Genomic DNA, 21,016 nt, shown 5'->3' on the forward strand with positions numbered 1-21,016 from the left:
GCCGGGCAGGGCCTATCGGGGCCTTGCTACCGGTTCCCCCCCTTTCTGTCCGTCCACCCTCTTCGGGCTCCTTTTGCTGTGCCCGATTGGAGAAGATCATGCGCATCCGCACCCCGGGTGTTGTCCTTGCCGTTGCTGCTCTCGCACTCACCGCGGGTTGCAGCAGCGGGGGCGACGACCCTCAGAACTCCACCTCCGCCACCCCCGCAGGCGCCACCGGCAAGCTGGTGATCTGGGGCGACGACAAGCGCGCGGCGGCCCTCAAGCCTTTCGCGGACAAGTTCGGCCAGGAGAACGGCGTCACCGTCGAGGTGCAGGCCATCTCCAAGGACCAGCAGACGACCTTCGTCACCGCCTCCCAGCAGGGCAGCGGACCCGACGTGATGGTCGGCGCGCACGACTGGATCGGCAACCTCGTGCAGAACGGCGCGATCGACCCGGTGCAGCTCACCGCCGAGCAGCAGCAGGGCCTCGCCCCCAACGCGCTGAAGGCTGTCACGTTCAACGGTCAGGTCTACGGCGTCCCGTACGCGACCGAGAACCTCGCGCTCATCCGTAATACCAAGCTGGCCCCCGAGGCTCCGGCGACCATCGAGGATTTGGTCAAGAACGGGAAGAAGCTCAAGGCGGACAAGAAGGCCAGTGAGATCCTGTGCCTCCAGGTCGGACAGAACGGCGACGCGTACCACGCGTACCCGCTGTTCACCTCGGCCGGCGGCTACCTGTTCGGCACCGATGCGTCCGGTGCGTACGACAAGAACGACCTCGGCGTCGGCAAACCCGAGTCCATCGCGGCGTTCGCCAAGATCCGGGCGCTGGGGGAGAAGGGCGACGGCGCGCTGAAGCGGTCGATCACGGTGGAGAACTCGATCGCCACCTTCACGTCGGGCAAGTGCGCGTACCTGGTGTCGGGGCCGTGGGCGGTCACCGACGCCAAGAAGGCCAAGATCGCGTACGACATCTCGCCGGTGCCGGGCTTCGCCGGCGGCAAGCCCGCGCAGCCGTTCCTCGGTGTGCAGTCGTTCTACGTCGCGGCCAAGGGCAAGAACAAGGCGCTTGCGCAGGAGTTCGTCACCAACTACGTGACCACGCCGGAGCTGGCCGTCGCCCTGTACCAGGCCGAGCCGCGCCCGCCGGTGCTCACCGCCGCCTTCGACCAGGTCAAAGGCACCGACCCGGACCTCGCCAAGTTCGTCGACGCCGGCAAGAACGCCGTCCCGCTGCCCGCGATCCCCGAGATGGCGACCGTCTGGGACCCCTTCGGCAAGGCCGAGTCCGCCGTCATCGGCGGCGCCGACCCCAAGGCCGCGCTGACCGCCGCGGCCAAGACGATCTCGGGCCAGATCAAACAATGACCGCTCTGCTCGAACGGGAGACCGCCTCGGATCCGGCGCAGCAGCCGGGCCGGGGTGGCCTCACCGGCCCCCTGCTCAAGGTCGCCCTGCTGGGGCTGGTCGCCGGTCTCGCCGTGTGGGCGGCGTTCCCCCTGGTCGCCGAGCGCGCCTGGCCCGGTCTGGCGGTGCTGGCCGTGGCCACCGCCGGACTGTTCTACCTCTACCTGACACCCCGGCATGTGCCGCTCAAGTACCTCGTCCCCGGGACGCTCTTCCTGATCGTGTTCCAGCTCTTCCCCGTGCTGTACACGGCGGCGACGGCCTTCACGAACTTCAGCGACGGCCACCGGGGTGACAAGCAGGACGCCGTCGTGGCCATCCAGACCGCGTCGGTCACCCGGGTGCCCGGCTCCGCCGAGTACGCCCTGACCGTCGCCACCACCGGTGATCCCGCGACCGGGCCGCTCACGTTCCTGGTCACCGACCCGGGTACGCGGACGGTCTCGGCCGGCACCGCCGCCGGTCTGGAGCAGCTCCCGTCCGGCGGTGTCTCCGTGAACGCCGCCGGACGGGTCACCGCCGCCGAGGGCTACACGGTCCTCAACGGCGGCCAGGCGAGCGCGCGCAGCCGCGAGATCACCGATCTGGCGGTGCCGACCGCCGGTGGTGCGATCCGGTCGCAGGGCCTGTCCCGGGCGTACGAGGGCAAGGCCGGCCGGGCCTACGACGCGGGTTGTGACTGCATCCGCGACACGACCAGCGGCAAGACCTGGACCGCCGACGAGGAGGCAGGCGCGTTCGTGGCCGCGGACGGGGAACGGCTGGCGCAGGGCTGGCGGGTCGGCGTCGGGCTGAGCAACTTCGGCCGCCTCGTCACCGATTCGGCGGTGTCCGGCCCGTTCGCCCGTACGCTCGTCTGGAACTTGTTCTTCGCCGTCGCCTCCACGGGCGGAACCTTCGTGCTCGGGCTCGCGTGTGCGCTGGCCCTGCACTCGCCCCGGATGCGCGGCCGCGGGATCTACCGGATGCTGCTCGTCCTGCCCTACGCGATGCCGTCGTTCGCGATGCTGCTCGTCTGGCGGGACATGTTCAACACGGACTTCGGGCTGATCAACAACCTGTTCGGGCTGGACGTGGACTGGTTCGGCGGCGCCGCGTCGGCCCGGATCGCGGTCATCCTGGTGCAGCTGTGGCTGGGGTATCCGTACATGTTCCTGGTCGCCACGGGCGCGCTGCAGGCCATCCCGCCGGAGCTGTCCGAGGCGTCCCGGCTCGACGGGGCGTCGCCGTGGCAGTCGCTCGAGCGGGTCACGCTGCCGCTGCTCATGGTGGCGCTGACCCCGCTGCTGATCTCGTCGTTCGCGTTCAACTTCAACAACTTCAACGCGATCTACCTGACCACGGACGGCGCGCCCTTCCCGGTCGACAACCCGGCGAACGGCGCGACGGACCTGCTGATCACGTACACGTACCGGCTGGCGTTCGGCGGTTCCGGGGCGCAGTACGGCTTCGCCGCCGCCGTGTCGGTGTTCATCTTCGTGATTGTCGCGGTGATCTCCGCCGTCAGCTTCCGCCGTACGCGCCGACAGGAAGAGGTCTACGCATGAGCAAGTGGCTGACGCGGGTCGGCTGGCGGCACGGCGTCGCGGTGCTCGCTGTGGTGTTCTCGCTCTTCCCGATCGTCTTTGTGCTGTCGGCGGCGCTGAACCCGCTCGGGACACTGTCGTCGACCACCGCCGTGCCGACCGGCGCGTCGGCGGACAACTTCGGCAACCTGCTGGCCGACACCGGGTTCGCCCGCTGGTTCGGCAACTCGGTGCTCATCGCCGGGGTGTCCGCCGCAGTGTCGGTGTTCCTGTCGGCGCTGGCGGCGTACACGTTCAGCCGAATGCGTTTCCGTGGCCGCCGGGTCGGTCTGCTGGCCCTGCTGCTCATCCAGATGTTCCCGCAGTTCCTGGCCATCGTGGCGATCTTCCTGATGTTCTCCACGATCACCGACCTGTGGCCGGCCATCGGCTTCAACCGGGCCTGGGGTCTGATCCTGCTCTACCTCGGCGGGGCCCTGGGCGTGAACACCTGGCTGATGAAGGGCTTCTTCGACACGGTTCCGCGGGAGCTCGACGAGTCGGCCACTATGGACGGTGCGTCGCACGCGCAGACGTTCTTCCGGATCCTGCTGCCGCTGGTGGCACCGATCCTGGCGGTCACCGGCCTGCTGGCCTTCATCGGCACGATCAACGAGTTCCTGATCGCCAACGTGTTCCTCACCGACACCGGCGCCAAGACCCTCTCCGTCGGCATGTACGGCCTGGTGGCGGGGGAGCGCAACAACAACTTCGGGATGTTCTGCGCGGGCACGCTGCTGACCGCGATCCCGACGGTGCTGGTGTTCCAGTTCCTGCAGCGCTACATCGTCAACGGCCTGACCGCCGGTGCGGTGAAGGGTTAGGGAGTCAGCACCACCTTGCCGCGGGCGTGGGCGCGTTCCAGCTGCCGGATCGCGTCCACGGCCTCGCGCAGGGGACGGGTCGCCTCGATCACCGGCGTGACCGTGCCCGCTGCGACCAGGGCAGCCACCTCGGCGGCGTCCGCGGTGTCCGCAGTCGCGACGAGGCTGCGCAGCCGCTGCCGGACGAACGGGCTCAGCACGGCGGCGGCGAGCACCCGGGGCATCGGGCCGAGCACCGGCCCGCCGTTCCCGCTCGACCCGACGTAGGTGCCCGCCGGCGTCAGGATCCGGCGCATCACCGCCAGCGGATGGCTGTTGACCAGGTCGAAGACCGCATCGAAGCGTTCCTCGCCGTGGGTGACGTCCTCCCGCGTGTAGTCCACGACCCGGTCGGCGCCGATCGAACGCACCAGCTCGGCATTACGGGTGCTGCACACACCGGTGACGTGCGCACCCGCCGCCTTCGCCAGCTGGACGGCGAAGGTGCCCACCCCGCCCGAGGCGCCGTTGACCAGCAGCCTGCTGCCGGGGCCGGCACCGGTGAGCCGGACACCTTGCAGTGCGGTGGTGGCGGCCACCGGCAGCGTCGCCGCCTGCTCGAACGTGACGGTGGCGGGCTTGCGGGTCAACCGCCGGACCGGCGCGACGGCGTACTCGGCGAAGGCGCCCTGATCGAGCTCGCCGAACACCTCGTCCCCGGCCTGCAGCTCGCTCACACCCGGCCCGGTCTCGACCACGGTCCCGGCGGCGGCACGCCCGAGGACCGGCCGGCGAGGGCGCCGCAATCCGAAGGCGAGCCGTCCGAGCCGGGGCGTGCCGCGCATCATGAACAGATCGGCCTGATTGAGCGAGGCCGCTTCGACCCGCATCAGCACCTCGCCGGCGCGCGGCACCGGCCGTTCCCGGTCGGCCCAGCTCAACACGTCCGGCGGGCCGTACTCGTGGTAGGTGATCGCCTTCATCGCTGCTCCTTGGGTACGGGTGTGCCGCTCACCGGCGGCGGGACCGGCCGAACGCCTCGGTCACGGCGCTCAGGAGGGTGCCGAGAGCGATGACGATCAGGCCGATGTTGATCCACCGGGCGGCGTCCGCCGGCCACTCCGCGGCGGTGACAAAAGCGGGGTTGAGGATCCGGTCGGTCGCCGCGGCCCAGACCAGGGCGACCGCGTTCACGACGGTGACCAGGGCCCCGGCGAGCGTGAGAGCCAGACTCCAGCGCAGGTAGTAGCGGGCGAAGGAGAACCCCAGCAGCACCGCGCCCAGCGCGACGAACACCCACACCAGACCGGTCTCCCAGAACCACGGTGAGAGCACCCCGACCGGGTCACCCTGAGCGTCCCGCTCGGTGCTGACCACGGGTGAGAGCAGGATGAACGCGGTGACGAGCACAAACGCCAGCGATTCGGCGACGAGCTCACCCCACCGCGCCCGGCGGCTCGGCGGTGCGGCCGGCAGCGCGTCCGGGGTCCAGCTCCGGCCGGGCAGGCGGCGCAGCGCCGGGGTGCGCTCGATGATCGCGAACAGGACGGTCGTCCAGACGGCGATGTGGACGGCCGTGGTGACCGCGGCGCCGAGGGTGTCACCGACCACCGTGACCACCGAGTCCTCCTCGACGCCGCGGACGAACCCGACCGCTGCCGCGACGGCCGGCACGACCGTGGCGAGCAGCGTCGTCAGCAGCCGGAGGTAGTCCAGGTAGAGCCGCGGGCCGATGAGCTGCAGCGGCCGGTCCGCAAAACCGGCTGCGAGCCGGTCCGGGTCGCCCAGCTCCGTCAGCACGGCGGTCTCCGCCTCGTCCGGATCGGCCCCGGCCTCGAGCCGGTCGTCGACCGCATCGGCGATGGACGCCCGCAGCTCCCGCTCGATGTCGCTGCGCTGCCGCGCGGGCAGCCGGCGCAGGGTGGTTTCGACGTACCGGTCGGAGAGGCTGCTCATGACTCGCCCTTCAGCGTGCGCAGTGCGGTGTCGAGCCGGTCCCAGTCGCGGCTCAGGTCCCCGGCCAGGGCGGTCCCCTCGGCGCTGGTGCGGTAGAACTTCCGCGGCCGGGCCTCGTCGGTGTTCCACTCGCTGGTCAGCAGTCCCTGCTTCTCGAGGCGGCGCAGCAGGGGATAGAGCGTGTTGGCGTCGACGGCAAAACCCCGCCGCTCGAGCAGATCGAGCAGCGCATATCCGTAGCCGGGCTGCTCCAGCAGCAGCAGGCAGGCCAGCACGACCGTGCCCCGCCGCAACTCCTGCAGATGCGTCGCAAGCAGATCATCGTCACCCATGACTCACACTATAGTGTGCGGCGCACAATATTGGCACAGCGCCATGTCACGGCCAGTGCCTCGCCCAGGAAGCTGACACCGATCGACAGCTGCACCGGCCGCGCGCCCCTTTCCAGCGGCGGCGTGAGATCGCCGATGCCGTGCTCGTCGTCGTCGCGCGACAGGGTCTCGAGGCGGCGTCGCTGCGCTCGGTCGCCGAGCAGGCGGGGCTGGCGATCGGGTCGGTGAGGCACTACGTGGACGGTCACGAGGAGCTGATCATCTTCGCGGTCGGCGAGCTCGGCCGCCGGATCCGTGAGCGGGTGTGGTCCCACGCCGAACCGATCCTGGCTTCGGTGGCCGAGGGTGGCGACCGTGCGGCGCGCCGGCGGCACACGGTCGACCTGCTCGCCGAGTGGCTACCTCTCGATGACATGCGCCGCGACGAGGCGGCGCTGCGGCACACGTTCGCGGCGGCTGCCCGCACCCGGCCGGAGTTGCGGCCGCACGCCGAGGCGATGCGGGAGGAGATGGCGAGCCTGGTCGCCCGGGTGCTCGACGCCGCCAGGGCGGCCGGTGGGCTGCCCGCGGAGCTCGACGTCGAGCTGGAGACCGTACGGCTGTGCGCGCTCCTGGACGGGCTCAGCGTTCACCCGGAGCGGTGTTCCCCGGCGATGATGACCGCGGTGCTGGAGCGCCACCTCGACTCGCTGGGCGGTCAGCGGGTTGCTTCGTCGCGCTCCGGGTCGAGGCCGGCGGCGGTCAGGGCGGCGGCGACGCCGGCGTCGAAGCGTTCGTAGGCGGCCACGCGGCCGCCGGTGACCCGGAAGAACGAGCCGATGCGGAAGCTGTCCTGAGCCGCTCCGGTCGCCGGGTCGGTCCAGCGGGCCTGCTGCTCGACCACCACCCGGCCGTCGCCGCCGCAGAACCATCGGACGGGGTCGGAGGAGAAACCCGAGCGGCCGAGCCACTCGCTGAGGATCGCGCGGGGTGCCCGGCCGCGGCCGCGCGGGCCGACGATCTCGACCTCCTCGTGGCTCAGCGACTCCACCCGGGCGCCGTCACCGGAGTTGATCGCTGTCAGCCATTCTTCGACCACTGCCAGTTCGCCGTTCACTGCACGACCCTAACCCCGGGCGTAGGGTCGGAAGCGACCCTGGGAGGCAATCGATGGCGTCGTTCAACGACACGGTGATCGAGAACTTTCGCGCAAACGACGGTGTGGTCGGCGGGCACTGGGAGGGCAAGACGCTGCTCCTGTTGCACACGACAGGGCGGCGGTCCGGTAAGGAGTACGTGACGCCGCTGGTCGCCGCGCCGGACGGTGACAGCTATGTGATCTGCGGCAGCCTCGGGGGTGCGCCCAAGGATCCGGAGTGGGTCGCCAACCTGGAGGCCGCCGACGAGCCGGTCACCGTCGAGCTGGGCAAGGACACCGTTCAGGCGGACCAGACCGTCGTGCGTCCCGGCGACGACGACTGGGAGCGGCTGTACGGCATCTGGCGTGCCTACTGGCCGGACGCCGCCGACTACGAGACGAAGACCGACCGTAAGTTTCCGGTCGCCCGCCTGACCGTCCGCGACTGAGCACTCAGGACAGAGCCGGGGCCGGGACGCGGGTGCGGGCGGCGGCCGAGGCGGCGACCATCACGGCCAGTCCGGCGGCGGTGATGCCAGCGCCGGCCCAGATCGGGGACGTGTAACCGAGGCCGGCGCTGATCGTGGCACCGCCGGCCCACGCGCCCAGGGCGTTGCCGAGGTTGAAGGCGCCGATGTTCGCCCCTGAGGCCAGCGTCGGTGCCTGGTCGGCGTAGTGCATCACGCGGGTCTGCAGGGCCGGGACCGTGGCGAAGCCGAAGCCGCCCATCAGCAGCAGGGAGCCGAGGGTCGCCACCTGGCTGCCCGCGGTGAGCGCGAAGACCGTCAGCACCACGACCAGTCCGGCCAGGACGACGATCAGGGTGCCGTCGACGGACCGGTCGGCGAAGCGTCCGCCGACCATGTTGCCGACGAACAGTCCGGCGCCGAGCAGCACGAGGAGCCACGGCACGGTCGCGGCGGAGAAATCACTCACCTCGGTGAGCGTGTACGCGATGTAGGTGAACGCGCCGAACATGCCGCCGAAGCCCAGCACGGTGACGACGATCGACAACCACACCTGACCGGACCGGAACGCCCGCAGCTCGTGCCGCACGCTCTGCGTGGCCGCCGGGGCGGCGAGGGCCGGGACCAGTGTCAGGACCCCGAACCAGGCCACGACGCCGATCGCGGTGATGGCCCAGAACGTCGCGCGCCAGCCGTACGCCTGGCCGAGCAGTGTGCCGAAGGGCACCCCGAGGACGTTCGCCGCGGTGAGCCCGGTGAACATCATCGCGACCGCCGCGGCCCTGCGCTGCGGTGCGACGAGACCCGCGGCGACGACGGCGCCGATGCCGAAGAACGCGCCGTGGCAGAGCGCCGCGATCACCCGGCCGGCCAGCATGACCTCGTACGTGGGTGCGATCGCGGAGACGAGGTTGCCGGCGATGAACAGGCCGAGGAGTCCGAGCAGCACCTGCTTGCGCGGCAGGCGGGTGGTCGCGGCGGTCAGGCCGAGTGCACCGACGACGACGGCCAGGGCGTAGCCGCTGATCAGCCAACCGGCGGTCGCCTCCGAGACGCCGAAGTCGCCGGCTACTTCCGGCAGCAGGCCCATGATGACGAACTCCGTCAGGCCGATGCCGAATCCACCGATGGCGAGGGCGAGCAGGCCCAGCGGCATGAGAACTCCTCGGTAAGATAGTTGCGTACGCGGCCTAACTGACTGTTGCACGCGCCGATAGGCCGCGCAAGCAACTATCGCTCCGGGAGGCGGGGGTCACATGGGAATCGCCGACGACGCGGTGGAGGTGCGTGCCCAGGGCTGGCGGCGGCTCGCCGCCCTGCACGGGCTTCTCGAAACGGCCCTGGAGAAAGCGCTGACCAGCGCAGTCTCGCTCTCGGTGGTCGAATACACGGTCATGGACGCGCTTCGCCGGCAGGACGGGTGGCACATGCGCATGCAGCAGCTGGGCCGGGCCGCCGCGCTCAGCCCCAGCGCCACGACGCGGCTGGTCAACCGGTTGGAAGACCGTGGCCTGCTGACCCGCGTCCTCTGCGCCGACGACCGGCGGGGCATCTACACCGAGCTGACCCCGGCCGGTCATGCGCTGCTCACCCAGGCTCAGCCGATCCACGACGCCGCCCTGGCCGAGGCCCTGGCGCGCGCTGAAGGCGTACCCGAGCTTGCCGACCTGGTCGTGGCCGCGTCAGGGTGACCCTCGCAGTCCCAGGAACACCGGGGCAGCGGGTGTCCGGCCGGTTCGGTCGCACGCTGAGGACATGCCGAACACAACCTTGGAACTTGCCCCCGATCTCACTCTGACCCGCATGGGCTACGGCGCCATGCAACTGGCCGGCCCCGGCGTGTGGGGGCCGCCGCGCGACCGTGAAGCCGCGATCGCCGTGCTGCGGACGGCCGTCGAACTCGGGATCACACACTTCGACACCAGCGACTACTACGGGCCGTACACCGTGAACGAGGTGATCCGGGAGGCGCTGCACCCGTACCGGGAAGGGCTGCGTCTGGTCACCAAGGTCGGGGCGCGCCGCGACCCGGACCGGTCCTGGCCGCCGGCGCTGTCCCGACAGGAGCTCACCGATGCCGTGCACGACAACCTGAAGCACCTCGGGGTGGACGTCCTCGACGTCGTCAATCTGCGTGTCGGTGCCATCGACCACCCGACGGCCGGTTCGATCGCGGAGCCGTTCGGGGTGCTGGCCGAGCTGCGCGAGCAGGGTCTGATCCGGCACCTCGGTGTCAGCATGGTGACCTCCGAGCAGCTCACCGAGGCGCAGTCGATCGCGCCGGTGGTCAGCGTGCAGAACCTCTACAACCTGGCGCTGCGGCAGGACGACACCCTGGTCGACCGGTGCGCCCGGGAGGGTATCGCGTTCGTGCCGTTCTTCCCGCTCGGCGGCTTCTCGCCGCTGCAGCACGGCGTGCTCGACGCGGTCGCGGCCCGGCTCGGCGCCTCGGCCCAGCAGGTCGCCCTGGCCTGGCTGCTGCAGCGGTCACCCACCGTGCTCCTGATTCCCGGTACGTCCTCGGTGGCGCACCTGCGGGAAAACGTCGCGGCCGCCGATCTCGACCTGCCCGCCGACGCGATCGCGGAGCTCGACGGGATCGGTGCCTAACGGACGCCGCTCATCAGACGGCTGATCGGGCGGGCGGCGAGGGCCAGGGCGGCGCCGATGACGATCGCCACGGCACCCAGGACACCGAAGTACGCGACCTCGTGCGCCTCGTCGTAGTAACCGGCGAGGGTGCCCGAGGCCGCCGTGCCCAGCGCCACGGACAGGAAGAACAGCGCCACCATCTGGGTGTGGAAGACCCGCGGGGCGAGTTTGGTCGACAGCGACAGGCCGACGGGGGAGAGCAGCAGCTCGGCGATCGTGAAGACGAGCAGGATGCCGGCGAGCCCGAGCAGCGGTGCGCTGTTCGGGCCGCCCCCGGCCAGGGGCAGGAACAGCAGGAACGCGACGCCCATGATGGCCGTACCGGCGGCGAACTTGACCGGCGTGCTCGGCTGACGCGGGCCGAGCCGGGTCCACAACGCCGCGAAGACCCCGGACAGGATGATGACAAAGACCGGGTTGATCGACTGGACCCAGGAGACGGGCATCTCCCAGCCGAACAGGTCGCGGTCCAGGCGCCGGTCCGAGTAGATCGTCACGACGGTGAACTGCTGCTGGTAGAGCGACCAGAACACCGCGCTGGCGACGAACATCGGGATGAACGCCAGGACACGCCGCCGCTCGACGCCGGTGATCCGCCGGCTGCTCAGGATGACGACGAAGTACGCGATCGCCGCGAGCGCGCTCAGCACGATCACCACGTCCGAGAGGCGGTCGGCGCGGAGCACACCTGTCACCGCGAGCACCACGATCAGGACGGCCACGGCCGCGACGATCACCGCGACCGGCAGCCGCCGCCCGGCGGGCAGCGGGTTCGGCACCTCGTCGGCCTCCCTCGGCAGCCGGCGGCGGCCCAGCGTGTACTGGACGAGCCCGGCCGCCATGCCCGCCGCGGCGAGGCCGAACCCGGCGTGGAATCCCCAGGTCTTCTGGAGCAGGCCGGTGAGCAGCGGACCGGCCAGCGCGCCGAGGTTGATGCCCAGGTAGAAGAGCGAGAAGCCGGCGTCACGGCGTTCGTCGTGCTCGTCGTGCTCGTCGTAGAGGCTGCCGACCAGGGACGTGGCGTTGGCCTTGACACCGCCGCTGCCGATCGCGATCAGGATCAGGCCGGTCGTGACACCCGTGAGGCCGGGCAGCACCGCGAGGCTGATGTGCCCGGCCATCACCAGGACCGCGCTGAGGAAGAGCACCCGTTCGGCGCCGAGCAGCCGGTCGGCCGCCCAGGCGCCGAGGATCGTCGACAGATAGACCGCGCCCCCGTACGCGCCGACGATGCTGGTCGCGGTCTGCTCGTTCAGGCCCAGACCGCCGTCGGCCGCCGAGTAGTACAGGTAGATCAGCAGGATGCCCTGCATGCCGTAGAACGAGAACCGCTCCCACAGCTCGACGCCGAACAGGTTGGCCAGGACCGGTGGCTGGCCGAAGAACGTCCGTTCGCGCGTCGGTGTTGTCATGTCCCTCCGGTTACCGCGGTGCTGCCTCCGGTAAACGGTTGATCTCGTCGCGGCCGGGGTGCTCACGGCCGTGGCAGGCTGTGCGCGTGACAACTTCGCCGGGGCGGATGCAGGAACGCACGCAGTGGACGCGCGGGCTCGGTGCGCCGTTGCGCGCCTTTCTGCGTACCGAATCGGGCAGTGCGGGTGTGCTGGTCGCGGCGATCGCCGCGGCACTGGTCTGGGCCAACGTCGACGTCGCGTCCTACGAGGCGTTCTGGCGCACCGACCTCGCCGTCCGCATCGGCGGCACGGGGGTCAGCGAGGACCTGCGGACCTGGGTCAACAGCGGGCTGATGACCATCTTCTTCCTGGTCGTCGGGCTGGAGGCGCGGCGCGAGTTCGACCTCGGTGACCTGCGGGAGCGCCGGCGGTTCGTGCTGCCGTTCGTCGCGGGCCTGGCCGGCATGCTGATCCCGGTCCTGATCTACCTGGCCCTGAACGCGGGCGGCACCGGCGCGCACGGCTGGGGTGTCGCGATGTCCACCGACACCGCCCTCGCCCTGGGCCTGCTCGCCCTGCTCGGCAAAGGTGTCCCCGACGCCGCCCGGGTCTTCCTGCTGACGGTCTTCGTCGTCGACGATCTCGTGGCGCTGCTGGTGATCGCGGTCGTCTACAGCGAGGACATCGAGGTCATGCCGCTGCTGGTCGCGTTCGCGGCTTTCGGGGTCTGGCTGCTGCTGCGCTATCTCGACGTGCGGCGGGCCGTCCTCTACGCCCTCGTCGCCATCGTCCTGTGGGCGGCGATGCTGATGAGCGGCGTCGACCCGGTGGTCGCCGGTCTGGCCATGGGCCTGACCGCGGTGGCCTACACCCCGGCGCGGGAGAAGCTCGAGGCCGCCAGCGGGCTGTTCAAGCTCTTCCGGGAGCAGCCGACACCGGAACTCGCGCGGTCGGCGGCGCTCGGAATGACCCAGACGCTGTCACCCAACGACCGGCTGCAGCGCATCTACCACCCGTGGTCCAGCTACGTGATCGTGCCGCTCTTCGGCCTGGCCAACGCGGGCATCGCCATCGACGGCGGCTTCCTCGCCCGCGCGTTCACCTCGCCGGTCACCTGGGGTGTCATCCTCGGCTACCTGCTCGGGAAGCCGATCGCCGTCGTCGGCGTCTCCGCCCTGCTGACCTGGCTCACCCACGGCCGCATCCGCCCCGGCGTCGGCTGGGCGGCGGTCCTCGGCAGCGGCACGATCGCGGGCATCGGCTTCACCGTGTCGCTGCTGATCGCCGCGCTCGCGTTCGAGGGCCCCGAACTCGCCGAGGTGAAGATCGGTGTCCTGACCGCGGCGGCCGGTGCGTCGTTGCTGACCTGGACCGTCTTCCGCGTCACTTCGCTGCTGCCGGCCGACCGCCGCGCCCGCGCGCTCCTCGGCGAGACCGAGGACCTGACCGACCTGGTCCCGGCCGTCGACCCCGACCGTGACCACGTACGCGGCCCGGCCGACGCCTCGGTCACGGTCGTCGAGTACGGCGACTTCCAGTGCCCGTACTGCGGCCGGGCCGAGCCTGCCGTCCGCGACCTGATCACCGACACCGATCTGCGCTACGTCTGGCGGCACCTCCCGCTGACCGACGTCCACCCCCAGGCGCAGCTCGCGGCGGAGGCCGCCGAGGCGGCAGCCGCGCAGGGGAAGTTCTGGGAGATGCACGACGTGCTCCTCGACCACCAGGACAAACTGCGGATCATGGACCTCCTCCGGTACGCGGCGGAGCTCGGCCTCGACACGAACCGCTTCCACGACGACCTGATGGACCACGTCCACGTCACCCGCGTGGCCGAGGACCTCGAATCCGCCGACGCCAGCGGTGTGTCCGGCACGCCGACCTTCTTCATCAACGGCCGCCGCCATTACGGCGCGTACGACATCGCCACCCTGAAGCAGGCCGTGAAGACCGCCCGCGCCCGGGTCGGCATCACCCGGGTCGGCTGAGGTGTCGCCGGCGTATCCGGAAAACGCATACGCCGTGGCAACATCCGGACCACTTCACTGGGGGCATGACAGGAAACGCACGGGGAATCGACCGGCGACGGCTGGTCGCCTGGGGCGGGCTGGCCGCCGCCACCGCACCGCTCCTGGGAGCCGGGCCCGGCCACGCCGCCGGTGACCGCATCCCGCCGGACACGCTGCCCGGCGGCGCCTACGACCGGTACGTCGCCCGTCTGGCCGCCCAGGGGAAGTTCTCGGGTGTGGTGCTGCTGTCGCACCGGGGCCGGACGGTGCTGTCCCGCAGCTACGGCTGGGCCGACCGGGAGCGGGGGATCCGCAACCACGAGGGCACGGCGTTCAGCCTCAGCTCGGCGGGCAAGCCCTTCCACGCGGTCGCGCTGCTGCAGCTGGCCCAGCGGGGCAGACTGCAGCTGTCGGACCCGGTCGGCACCCACCTGACCGGCTTCGCAGCGGACATCGCCGACCGGGTCACCGTCCACCACCTGCTCTCGGGCACGTCCGGGCTGGCCGCTCCGGACGAGGACGTGGAGCGTGTCTTCCACAGCCGCGGCGAGGTGCACGCCTACTACGAGCAGCGTGCCCGGCAGGCGACCCTGGCGGGCATCCCGGGTCTGCCCGGGGCCGGTCACGCCGAGCCGGAGGTCACCCTGTCCGCGCTGATCGTGGAGGCCGTCGCCGGGACGACGTACTGGGACTACGTGCAGAAGAACATCTTCGAGCGCGCCGGGATGACGCGTTCCGGGTTCTTCACCCGGCCGCAGTGGCTCAGCGACCGGCACCTCGCTCACCCGTACATGGAGGTGGCCGGTGGCGGTGTGGTCGACGCGCTGCGCCACCTGGACCAGGGCAGCCCGTACCCGTACGTGCTCGGTAAGAACCCGGGCCGGGCCTTCGTCGACGCGCCCGGTGACGGTGGTTTTGCCTCTGCGCCCGACCTGGTCCGCTTCGTGCACGCGCTGCGCGACGGCACGCTGCTGGACCGCCCCTGGGCCGACGTGCTCACCGCGCCCAAGATTCCCCACGGGCCGGCGTCGTTCGGGGCGTACGGGCTCGCGGTCGAGATCGTCGACGGCCGGTGGGTGTACCAGCGCGCCGGGGGCGATCCCGGCGTCGGCGCCAACTGGAGCAGCTACCCGGACACGGGCTGGACCGGCGTCATCCTCGTCAACCGTGACGCCGGCGGCGTGTCGCTGCAGGACCTGATCGGGCAGGAGATGCAGGCCGTCACCGGGGTGGCGCCCGGCGAAGGCGGTGGTGGCTGAGTGGTTGTATACAAAATCGCTGACGCCGCCGCGACAGTCCCTTCTCTGTAATGGGTGCCATGGACCAGACAACACCGCCCGGCCGTGCCCGGCGGATCGTGCTCGCGGGCCTGACGGTCCTCGCCCTGGCCGGCGTGGTGTTCGTGCTGCGGCGGATGCTCTTCATGGCCGCGCCGACGTGCCTGGCCGGGAGGTGGCACGGCTGCTACGACACCGAGAACGGTGTGCTGTTCATGATGCTGGTGGGTCTGCCGCCGGCCCTGCTCGTGGCCTGGGCTCTGGCCCGTCACCGTCGTCCCGTGGCCGGCTCGACGCCGTGGCGGCTGTCGCTGGCCGAGGTGGGCCTGGTCTACGGCACGGTGCCGTTCGTCTGGATCACCCTGATGCCCGGCCCGGGCGCCGGCGTCGTCCCGGGCCGGCTCAGCCTGGTGCCGTTGCGGGACCTCGCTACGATGGGCCCGCTCGGGATCGGCGGCAACCTGGTGATCCTCGCGGCGCTGGGCTTCTTCGCGCCGATGCGGTTCGCGGCGGTGGCCTCCGTGCCGCGGATCCTGGCCCTGGGTGCGGGCTGTTCGGCCCTGATCGAGATCGCGCAGTACGTGCTGCGGCTGGACAGGGTCTCGTCCGTCGACGACGTGCTGGTCAACGCCGCCGGTGCAGTGCTGGCCGGGCTGGCGTCGCGACGCTGGTGGCGTGGCCGGTCCCCGAGCCGGCACGAGCGGGTCGAGGCGGCGTGCGCGTACTGATCGTGGAGGACGAGCCGCACCTGGCCGAGGCCGTCCGCGACGGTCTGCGGCTGGAGGCGATCGCCGCCGACATCGCCGGTGACGGCCACACCGCCCTCGAGTTGCTCAGCGTCAACTCCTACGACCTCGCCGTCCTCGACCGCGACATCCCCGGCCCGTCCGGCGACGAAGTGGCCCGGCACATCGTCGCCTCCGGCAGCGGCCTGCCCATCCTCATGCTGACCGCGGCCGGCCGCATCGACGACAAGGCGTCCGGCTTCGGCCTCGGTGCCGACGACTACCTGACCAAGCCGTTCGACCTCCGCGAACTCGTCCTGCGCCTCCGGGCCCTCGACCGCCGCCGCGGCACCGGCCGGCCGCCGGTCCACGAGATCGCCGGCCTGCGGCTCGACCCGTTCCGCCGGGAGGTCCTCCGCGAGGGACGCCACGTCGCGCTCACTCGCAAGCAGTTCGCCGTGCTGGAGGTCCTGGTCGCCGCCGGGGGCGGGGTGGTCGGCGCCGAGGAGCTGCTGGAACGCGCCTGGGACGAGAACGCGAACCCCTTCACCAACGCCGTACGCATCACCGTCTCCGCCCTGCGCAAACGGCTCGGCGAGCCCTGGATCATCACCACGGTGCCCGGCGTCGGCTACCGCATCGAGGGCGGGGACGGTGGATAGGGAACTCGGGCTGAGCGTCCGCCTCAAGCTGACCCTCAGTTATGCGGGGTTCCTCATGGTCGCGGGTGTCCTGCTGATGGGCGCCGTCTGGGTGTTCCTCCTGAGTTACGTCCCCGACCGGTTGCTCATCGTCCCCACCGGCACGGAGATGACCGGTGTCTTCCCGGTCCGGTCCGTGCTGCTGCACGTCTTCGCGCCGAGGGCGGCCGCGGTGCTGGCGGTGCTGCTGGTCTTCGGTCTCGGAGGAGGATGGTTCCTCGCCGGTCGCATGCTCGCGCCGCTGTCCCGCATCACCGCTGTCACCCGGGCGACCGCGGCCGGATCACTCGCGCACCGCATCCGGCTCCCCGGACGCAGGGACGAGTTCCGCGACCTCGCCGACGCCTTCGACGCGATGCTCGCGCGACTCGAGGACCACGTCGCCGAGCAGCAGCGGTTCGCCGCCAACGCCTCCCACGAGCTGCGTACGCCGCTGGCGATCTCCCGGGCCCTGCTCGACGTCGCCCGCCAGGATCCGGACCGGGACACCGCCGACCTCGTCGAACGCCTGCACGCCGCCAACACCCGGGCCATCGACCTCACGGAAGCCCTGCTGCTGCTCAGCCGGGGCACGTTCGCCCGCGAGAGCACCGACCTCTCGCTGCTCGCCGAGGAAGCCGCCGAGACGCTGCTGCCCCTCGCCGAACAGCGCGGGATCACCCTGGACGTGACCGGCGGCATGGCCCGGACCAGCGGTTCCACCGAGCTGCTGCTCCGGGTGGTGACCAACCTGGTCCAGAACGCCGTCGTCCACAACCTCCTGACCGGCGGCACCGTCACGGTCCACACAGAGACGTACGCCGGCACGAGCGTGCTGCGGGTGGCGAACACCGGTCAGCCACTCCCACCCGATCTGGTGCCGACCCTCGTCGAGCCCTTCCGGCGCGGGACCGACCGTGTGCGCACCGGGGAGCACGCCGGTGCCGGTCTCGGGCTGGCCATCGTGCACCGCATCGTCCGCGCCCACGACGGAAGCCTCGACCTCGCACCCGGTCCCGGCGGCGGTCTTGTGGTCACGGTCCGGCTCCCGGCCGCCCGAGCTTCTCTTCTCCGTCCGGTTCAGGCACCGTAGGCCCGTGAAGGAGTACACCGCAGCGGACCTCACGGTCCTGTATTTCGACGAATCGGTCCGGCGCAGGCCGGCCATGTATTTCGGGACCGATCCGCATCTGGCGACCAGCGTCCTGACCGCCCTGGTCATAGCCTCTCTGCACCCGGGCCCGAAAGCAGCACCCACCGGTCCACCCGACGTCACGGCTGAGATCCTCGACGACCTGGTTCTCTCGATCACGGACAACTGGCCGACCGGGCCGGACGGCTCGACCGCCGGCTACTTCGGCTCCGTCCTGACCTCCTGCCGCTGGGTTCACGCCGCAGCCGCCGCCGTGAGCACCCGCACGACGATCGAGACCTGGCACGCGGGCCGCGCCTGGCAGCAGACCCTGACCGGGCTCCGTCCCACCGGACCGCCCCGCGATCTCGACGCACCACCGGGGACCGGCACCAGCCTGACCTACCACCTCGACCCGTCACGCTTCGCGCCGTCCACCCTCGGTGCCCTCACCCGCGACGTCCACGCGGAAGGATGCTGCGAGCTACCCGGGGAGTTCCGCCTCCACGACCGCCGTCCCTAGACCTTCGGCGCGCCGCCGAGGCCGATCTCGTTGCCGTCCGGGTCGCGGAACGTGGCTTTGCGGACGCCGTTCTCGTACGTCTCGCGGTCGGCCGGTTCGAGGCCTCGCGCGGCTATCTCGGCGATCCGGGTGTCGAAGTCGGAGACGAACACGGTGTGCATGGCGTGGCCGGCGTGCGCGGGCCGCACCTCGATGAACACGTACCTGTTCTCGGCGAGCTCCCACACGGCCTCGGTGTCGTTCGGCAGGAACGACGGCGGGCCGCCGAGGAGCCGCTCGTACCAGGCCACGGCGGTGGCGTAGTCCCGGACGGGAATGCCTGCGAACAGGTCCACGGTCACCCCGCCCATGCTAGACCGGCGATGAGACCCGCGGCGGTGGCCGCGGCCAGGGCCTCCTGCAGCACCACGCGCTCCGGGCGGCCGGTGCCGGCAGCCAGCGCGGCGACGTCGGCGAACTCCGGCATCGCCTGGGTGATCAGACCGTCCGCGTACCCGATCTTGATCGCGACCGTCCCGCCCGCGACCGTGACCTCCCGGAAGGCTCGCGGCAGGGCGGTCTTGGTCCGGCTGCTCTCGCGTACGCCCAGAGTGCTCGTGTCGCGGAAGATCCTCGTCCGCAGCGCCGCGGCGCGCTCCGGGGTGCACAGCACGGTCAGGGTGTGCGCGGGCCGGCCCTTTTTCATCAGGATCGGGACGAGCCAGGCGTCGTCGGCTCCCTCGGCCAGCAACCCGGTCAGCACGCCGGGCCACAGCCGGGGATCGAGGTCGTCCACATTGGCCTCCAGCACCACCGATTGTGCGCTGGTGGACGGGACGGGCGCACCGAGGACAACGCGGACGACGTTGGCGCGGCCCGGGGTGTCCCGGCCACCGGCGCCCACACCGACGGTGTCGACGGTCATCGGCGGGAGGTCCTCGCAGCGGCCGGCGAGGGCCTGGATCAGGGCCAGACCCGTCGGGGTGGCCAGCTCGTTGCTGCCACCGCCGCTGGTGACCCGCCAGCCGCGCGACAGCTCCAGGACCGCGGGCGCGGGCACCGGGAGCTCGCCGTGCGCGGTCCGGACCCGGCCCGCCCCCAGGGCCACCTCGCCCGCGCTGACCGACGTCACGCCCAGATCCCGCAGGGCCGCGCAGACCCCGACGATGTCGGCGACGGAGTCGAGGGCACCCACCTCGTGGAAGTGGACCTCGTCGGCGTCGACGCCGTGCACCCGCCCCTCGGCCTCGGCCAGCCGCTCGAACACGGCGAGCGCGTCGCCGGAACCGTCGAGCAGCGCCCGGATGTCCCGCCAGGTGCGGTGCGGTGGCGCCGCCACCAGCGGTGTCACCTCGGCCTTGAGGGCACGCAGACCCGCCCGGGTCACGGTCGCCGCCGACAGGGCGATCGAGTCGGGAAGGACCGCGTCGACCGCCCGCTGCACCACCTCCAGGCTCGCTCCCGCGTCCAGGAGGGCGCCCAGCAGCATGTCCCCGGCCACCCCGGCGGACGCGTCGATCCACGCGTGCCGGCTCACCGGGGCGCGGCGATCTGCGCGGCCAGGTGCCCCGCGCCGTACCCGTTGTCGATGTTGACGACCGCAACACCGGGCGCGCAGGCGTTCAGCATCGCCAGCAGCGCGGCCAGCCCTTCGAACGCGGCGCCGTACCCGACCGACGTCGGCAGGGCGACCACGGGCGCGCTGACCAGACCGGCGACGACACTCGGCAGAGCGCCGTCCATCCCGGCGGCGACAACGATGGCGTGGGCACGGCGCAGCACCTCCAGATGACCCAGGACCCGGTGCAGGCCGGCCACGCCGACGTCCACGATCAGCGAGGTGTCGCGGCCGAGATAACGGGCCGTGAGCAGTGCTTCCCGGGCGTACGGGAGATCCGAGGTGCCGGCGGCCAGCACCAGCACCGGGCCGCCGGTGGGCGCCGGGACCTCGGGCGGCCAGGCGAGCAGCCCCGCATCGTCGTCGTGGAAGGCCGTCGGGAGCACCTCGAGAACCGCCGCCGCGTGCGCGGGGGAGGCGCGGGTGAACAGCGTGATCACGTCGGGGCGGCCGGCCACCGCGGCGGCGATCCCGGCGACCTGCTCCGGCGTCTTGCCCGCGCAGTAGACCGCCTCCGGATAACCGCGGCGGGCGGACCGGTCCAGATCCAGCTCCGCGTACGACGAGAGGTCAGGCACGCTGCACCAGCGGCAACGTGAACGCCCCGGACTGCACGCCCGCCACGTCGACGGCGGCAAAACGGAAACCCGCCGCCAGCATCGCCTTGTGGACCTCGGCTCGCAACGGGTCGGCGACTGCGCGTACGAGATCTGCCGGGGGAAGCTCGATGCGGGCGACGTCGCCGTGGTGGCGTACCCGGAGATCCTGGAAGCCCAGGCCACGCAGAGCGGCCTCGGCCCGCTCGACCTGGGCCAGCTTTTCCCGGCTCACCGGCTGGAAGTGCGGGATGCGCGAGGCCAGGCACGGCGCCGCGGGCTTGTCGGCGCAGGGCAGCGCGAACTCGCGGGCGAGCCGCCGCACCGCGGCCTTGTCCAGACCCGCGTCCGCGAGCGGCCGCAGCACCCGGTGCTGGGTCGCCGCCCGGCTCCCCGGCCGGTCCGGACGCTGCGCGTCATCCGCGTTCTCCCCGTAGGCAACCGCATCCAGCCGGTACGCGGTGACGACCTCGTCCGCGATCCGCGTGAACAACTCGTCCTTGCAATGGAAACAGCGGTCCGGACCGTTCGCCCGATAGGCGTCCCGATCACCCTCGAACGTGGTCACCTCGACCACCGCCACACCGATGAACCGGGCCACCGCGTGAGCCGCCTCGCGCTCGTCCGCGGCCAGGCTCGGCGACACCCCGAGGACGGCCACCACCCGGTCCCGGCCCAGGTCACGCACGGCCAGCGCGAGCAGCACCGACGAGTCCACACCGCCGGAAAAGGCGACACCGAGCCGGCCGACGCCGGGGAAGAAGTCCATGCTGACCATGTAAGAGCCGGAAATGGCG

General features: G+C 71.5%; 23 protein-coding genes. 13 read left to right on the forward strand and 10 right to left on the reverse strand.

All coding sequences use genetic code 11. From position 1 onward, the window contains the following. Window positions 1-98: 98 nt before the first annotated feature. The 3 genes from AFR_RS19565 to AFR_RS19575 are packed head-to-tail and all read left to right on the forward strand — an operon-like array spanning window position 99 to window position 3,783. Window positions 99-1,355: a sugar ABC transporter substrate-binding protein gene (locus tag AFR_RS19565; RefSeq protein ID WP_041842426.1), complete on the forward strand. Its 1,257-nt coding sequence runs from the start codon at window positions 99-101 to the stop codon at window positions 1,353-1,355. Beyond that, the gene (locus AFR_RS19570; protein WP_023362523.1) at window positions 1,352-2,941 is read left to right on the forward strand and encodes an ABC transporter permease subunit; all 1,590 of its coding nucleotides are present in this window, start codon (window positions 1,352-1,354) and stop codon (window positions 2,939-2,941) included. Before AFR_RS19565 ends, AFR_RS19570 begins: the two co-directional genes overlap by 4 nt. Then, a complete protein-coding gene (locus tag AFR_RS19575) occupies window positions 2,938-3,783 on the forward strand; it encodes a sugar ABC transporter permease (RefSeq protein ID WP_023362524.1) in 846 nt (281 codons plus the stop codon). Before AFR_RS19570 ends, AFR_RS19575 begins: the two co-directional genes overlap by 4 nt. On the opposite strand, the gene AFR_RS19580 is transcribed toward AFR_RS19575, so the two are convergent. From AFR_RS19580 to AFR_RS19590, 3 genes are read right to left on the reverse strand one after another with little or no spacing between them, the layout of a single operon-like run. Next, complete coding sequence (locus AFR_RS19580) at window positions 3,780-4,745, reverse strand: NAD(P)-dependent alcohol dehydrogenase (protein ID WP_023362525.1); 966 nt, start codon at window positions 4,743-4,745, stop codon at window positions 3,780-3,782. The genes AFR_RS19575 and AFR_RS19580 overlap by 4 nt on opposite strands. A 28-nt stretch (window positions 4,746-4,773) precedes the next feature. Beyond that, window positions 4,774-5,718 carry a permease prefix domain 1-containing protein gene (locus tag AFR_RS19585; protein WP_023362526.1) on the reverse strand — a complete coding sequence of 315 codons (945 nt, stop codon included), beginning with the start codon at window positions 5,716-5,718 and terminating at the stop codon, window positions 4,774-4,776. After that, a complete protein-coding gene (locus AFR_RS19590) occupies window positions 5,715-6,050 on the reverse strand; it encodes a PadR family transcriptional regulator (protein WP_023362527.1) in 336 nt (111 codons plus the stop codon). The genes AFR_RS19585 and AFR_RS19590 overlap by 4 nt, the downstream gene beginning before the upstream one ends. Before the next feature lie 140 nt (window positions 6,051-6,190). On the opposite strand from AFR_RS19590, the gene AFR_RS19595 reads away from it, so the two are divergent. Next, window positions 6,191-6,829 carry a TetR/AcrR family transcriptional regulator gene (locus AFR_RS19595; RefSeq protein WP_023362528.1) on the forward strand — a complete coding sequence of 213 codons (639 nt, stop codon included), beginning with the start codon at window positions 6,191-6,193 and terminating at the stop codon, window positions 6,827-6,829. Here the strand turns inward: AFR_RS19595 and AFR_RS43735 are convergent. After that, a complete protein-coding gene (locus AFR_RS43735; RefSeq protein WP_023362529.1) occupies window positions 6,748-7,146 on the reverse strand; it encodes a nuclear transport factor 2 family protein in 399 nt (132 codons plus the stop codon). The genes AFR_RS19595 and AFR_RS43735 overlap by 82 nt on opposite strands. Before the next feature lie 53 nt (window positions 7,147-7,199). On the opposite strand from AFR_RS43735, the gene AFR_RS19605 reads away from it, so the two are divergent. Next, complete coding sequence (locus AFR_RS19605) at window positions 7,200-7,616, forward strand: nitroreductase/quinone reductase family protein (protein WP_023362530.1); 417 nt, start codon at window positions 7,200-7,202, stop codon at window positions 7,614-7,616. 4 nt (window positions 7,617-7,620) lie between these two features. Here AFR_RS19605 and AFR_RS19610 read toward each other — a convergent pair whose 3' ends face one another. After that, entirely contained in the window at window positions 7,621-8,790 is a 1,170-nt protein-coding gene (locus AFR_RS19610) for an MFS transporter (protein ID WP_023362531.1), read from the reverse strand. Window positions 8,791-8,890: 100 nt separating this feature from the next. Here AFR_RS19610 and AFR_RS19615 point away from each other — a divergent pair, with 100 nt between their 5' ends. Next, window positions 8,891-9,325 (forward strand): MarR family winged helix-turn-helix transcriptional regulator, encoded by a 435-nt coding sequence (locus AFR_RS19615; protein ID WP_023362532.1) that lies wholly within the window; start codon window positions 8,891-8,893, stop codon window positions 9,323-9,325. A 64-nt stretch (window positions 9,326-9,389) separates the two neighbouring features. Next, the gene (locus tag AFR_RS19620) at window positions 9,390-10,244 is read left to right on the forward strand and encodes an oxidoreductase (RefSeq protein WP_023362533.1); all 855 of its coding nucleotides are present in this window, start codon (window positions 9,390-9,392) and stop codon (window positions 10,242-10,244) included. Here AFR_RS19620 and AFR_RS19625 read toward each other — a convergent pair. Continuing rightward, window positions 10,241-11,698 (reverse strand): peptide MFS transporter, encoded by a 1,458-nt coding sequence (locus AFR_RS19625; RefSeq protein ID WP_023362534.1) that lies wholly within the window; start codon window positions 11,696-11,698, stop codon window positions 10,241-10,243. The genes AFR_RS19620 and AFR_RS19625 overlap by 4 nt on opposite strands. Window positions 11,699-11,784: 86 nt before the next feature. Here AFR_RS19625 and nhaA point away from each other — a divergent pair, with 86 nt between their 5' ends. The 6 genes from nhaA to AFR_RS19655 all read left to right on the forward strand — a co-directional run bounded on the left by nhaA (window position 11,785) and on the right by AFR_RS19655 (window position 18,026). Next, window positions 11,785-13,668: a Na+/H+ antiporter NhaA gene (gene nhaA / locus AFR_RS19630; RefSeq protein WP_338012111.1), complete on the forward strand. Its 1,884-nt coding sequence runs from the start codon at window positions 11,785-11,787 to the stop codon at window positions 13,666-13,668. Between the two features lie 65 nt (window positions 13,669-13,733). Next, window positions 13,734-14,948, forward strand: a complete 1,215-nt coding sequence (locus AFR_RS19635; RefSeq protein ID WP_023362536.1) for a serine hydrolase domain-containing protein — start codon at window positions 13,734-13,736, stop codon at window positions 14,946-14,948. Window positions 14,949-15,007: 59 nt separating this feature from the next. Further along, window positions 15,008-15,694 (forward strand): VanZ family protein, encoded by a 687-nt coding sequence (locus AFR_RS19640; protein WP_023362537.1) that lies wholly within the window; start codon window positions 15,008-15,010, stop codon window positions 15,692-15,694. Next, on the forward strand, window positions 15,682-16,353 hold the full coding sequence (locus tag AFR_RS19645) for a response regulator transcription factor (protein ID WP_023362538.1): 672 nt from the start codon (window positions 15,682-15,684) through the stop codon (window positions 16,351-16,353). Before AFR_RS19640 ends, AFR_RS19645 begins: the two co-directional genes overlap by 13 nt. Next, the gene (locus AFR_RS19650) at window positions 16,346-17,464 is read left to right on the forward strand and encodes a sensor histidine kinase (RefSeq protein WP_041840993.1); all 1,119 of its coding nucleotides are present in this window, start codon (window positions 16,346-16,348) and stop codon (window positions 17,462-17,464) included. Before AFR_RS19645 ends, AFR_RS19650 begins: the two co-directional genes overlap by 8 nt. Window positions 17,465-17,468: 4 nt before the next feature. Beyond that, a complete protein-coding gene (locus AFR_RS19655; protein ID WP_023362540.1) occupies window positions 17,469-18,026 on the forward strand; it encodes a DNA topoisomerase subunit B in 558 nt (185 codons plus the stop codon). Here the strand turns inward: AFR_RS19655 and AFR_RS19660 are convergent. Genes AFR_RS19660 through larE form a run of 4 tightly spaced genes read right to left on the reverse strand, consistent with a single transcriptional unit; the run spans window position 18,023 to window position 20,988 of the window. Further along, window positions 18,023-18,367, reverse strand: coding sequence for a VOC family protein (locus AFR_RS19660; protein ID WP_023362541.1), 345 nt, complete (start codon window positions 18,365-18,367; stop codon window positions 18,023-18,025). The genes AFR_RS19655 and AFR_RS19660 overlap by 4 nt on opposite strands. Beyond that, on the reverse strand, window positions 18,364-19,542 hold the full coding sequence (larC, locus tag AFR_RS19665) for a nickel pincer cofactor biosynthesis protein LarC (protein WP_023362542.1): 1,179 nt from the start codon (window positions 19,540-19,542) through the stop codon (window positions 18,364-18,366). The genes AFR_RS19660 and larC overlap by 4 nt, the downstream gene beginning before the upstream one ends. Then, window positions 19,539-20,201 (reverse strand): nickel pincer cofactor biosynthesis protein LarB, encoded by a 663-nt coding sequence (gene larB, locus AFR_RS19670; RefSeq protein ID WP_023362543.1) that lies wholly within the window; start codon window positions 20,199-20,201, stop codon window positions 19,539-19,541. Before larB ends, larC begins: the two co-directional genes overlap by 4 nt. Continuing rightward, a complete protein-coding gene (larE, locus tag AFR_RS19675) occupies window positions 20,194-20,988 on the reverse strand; it encodes an ATP-dependent sacrificial sulfur transferase LarE (protein WP_238547307.1) in 795 nt (264 codons plus the stop codon). Before larE ends, larB begins: the two co-directional genes overlap by 8 nt. Window positions 20,989-21,016: the final 28 nt, after the last annotated feature.

The sequence above is a fragment of the Amorphoplanes friuliensis DSM 7358 genome (assembly GCF_000494755.1).
GTDB classification, from domain to species: Bacteria; Actinomycetota; Actinomycetes; order Mycobacteriales; family Micromonosporaceae; genus Actinoplanes; species Actinoplanes friuliensis.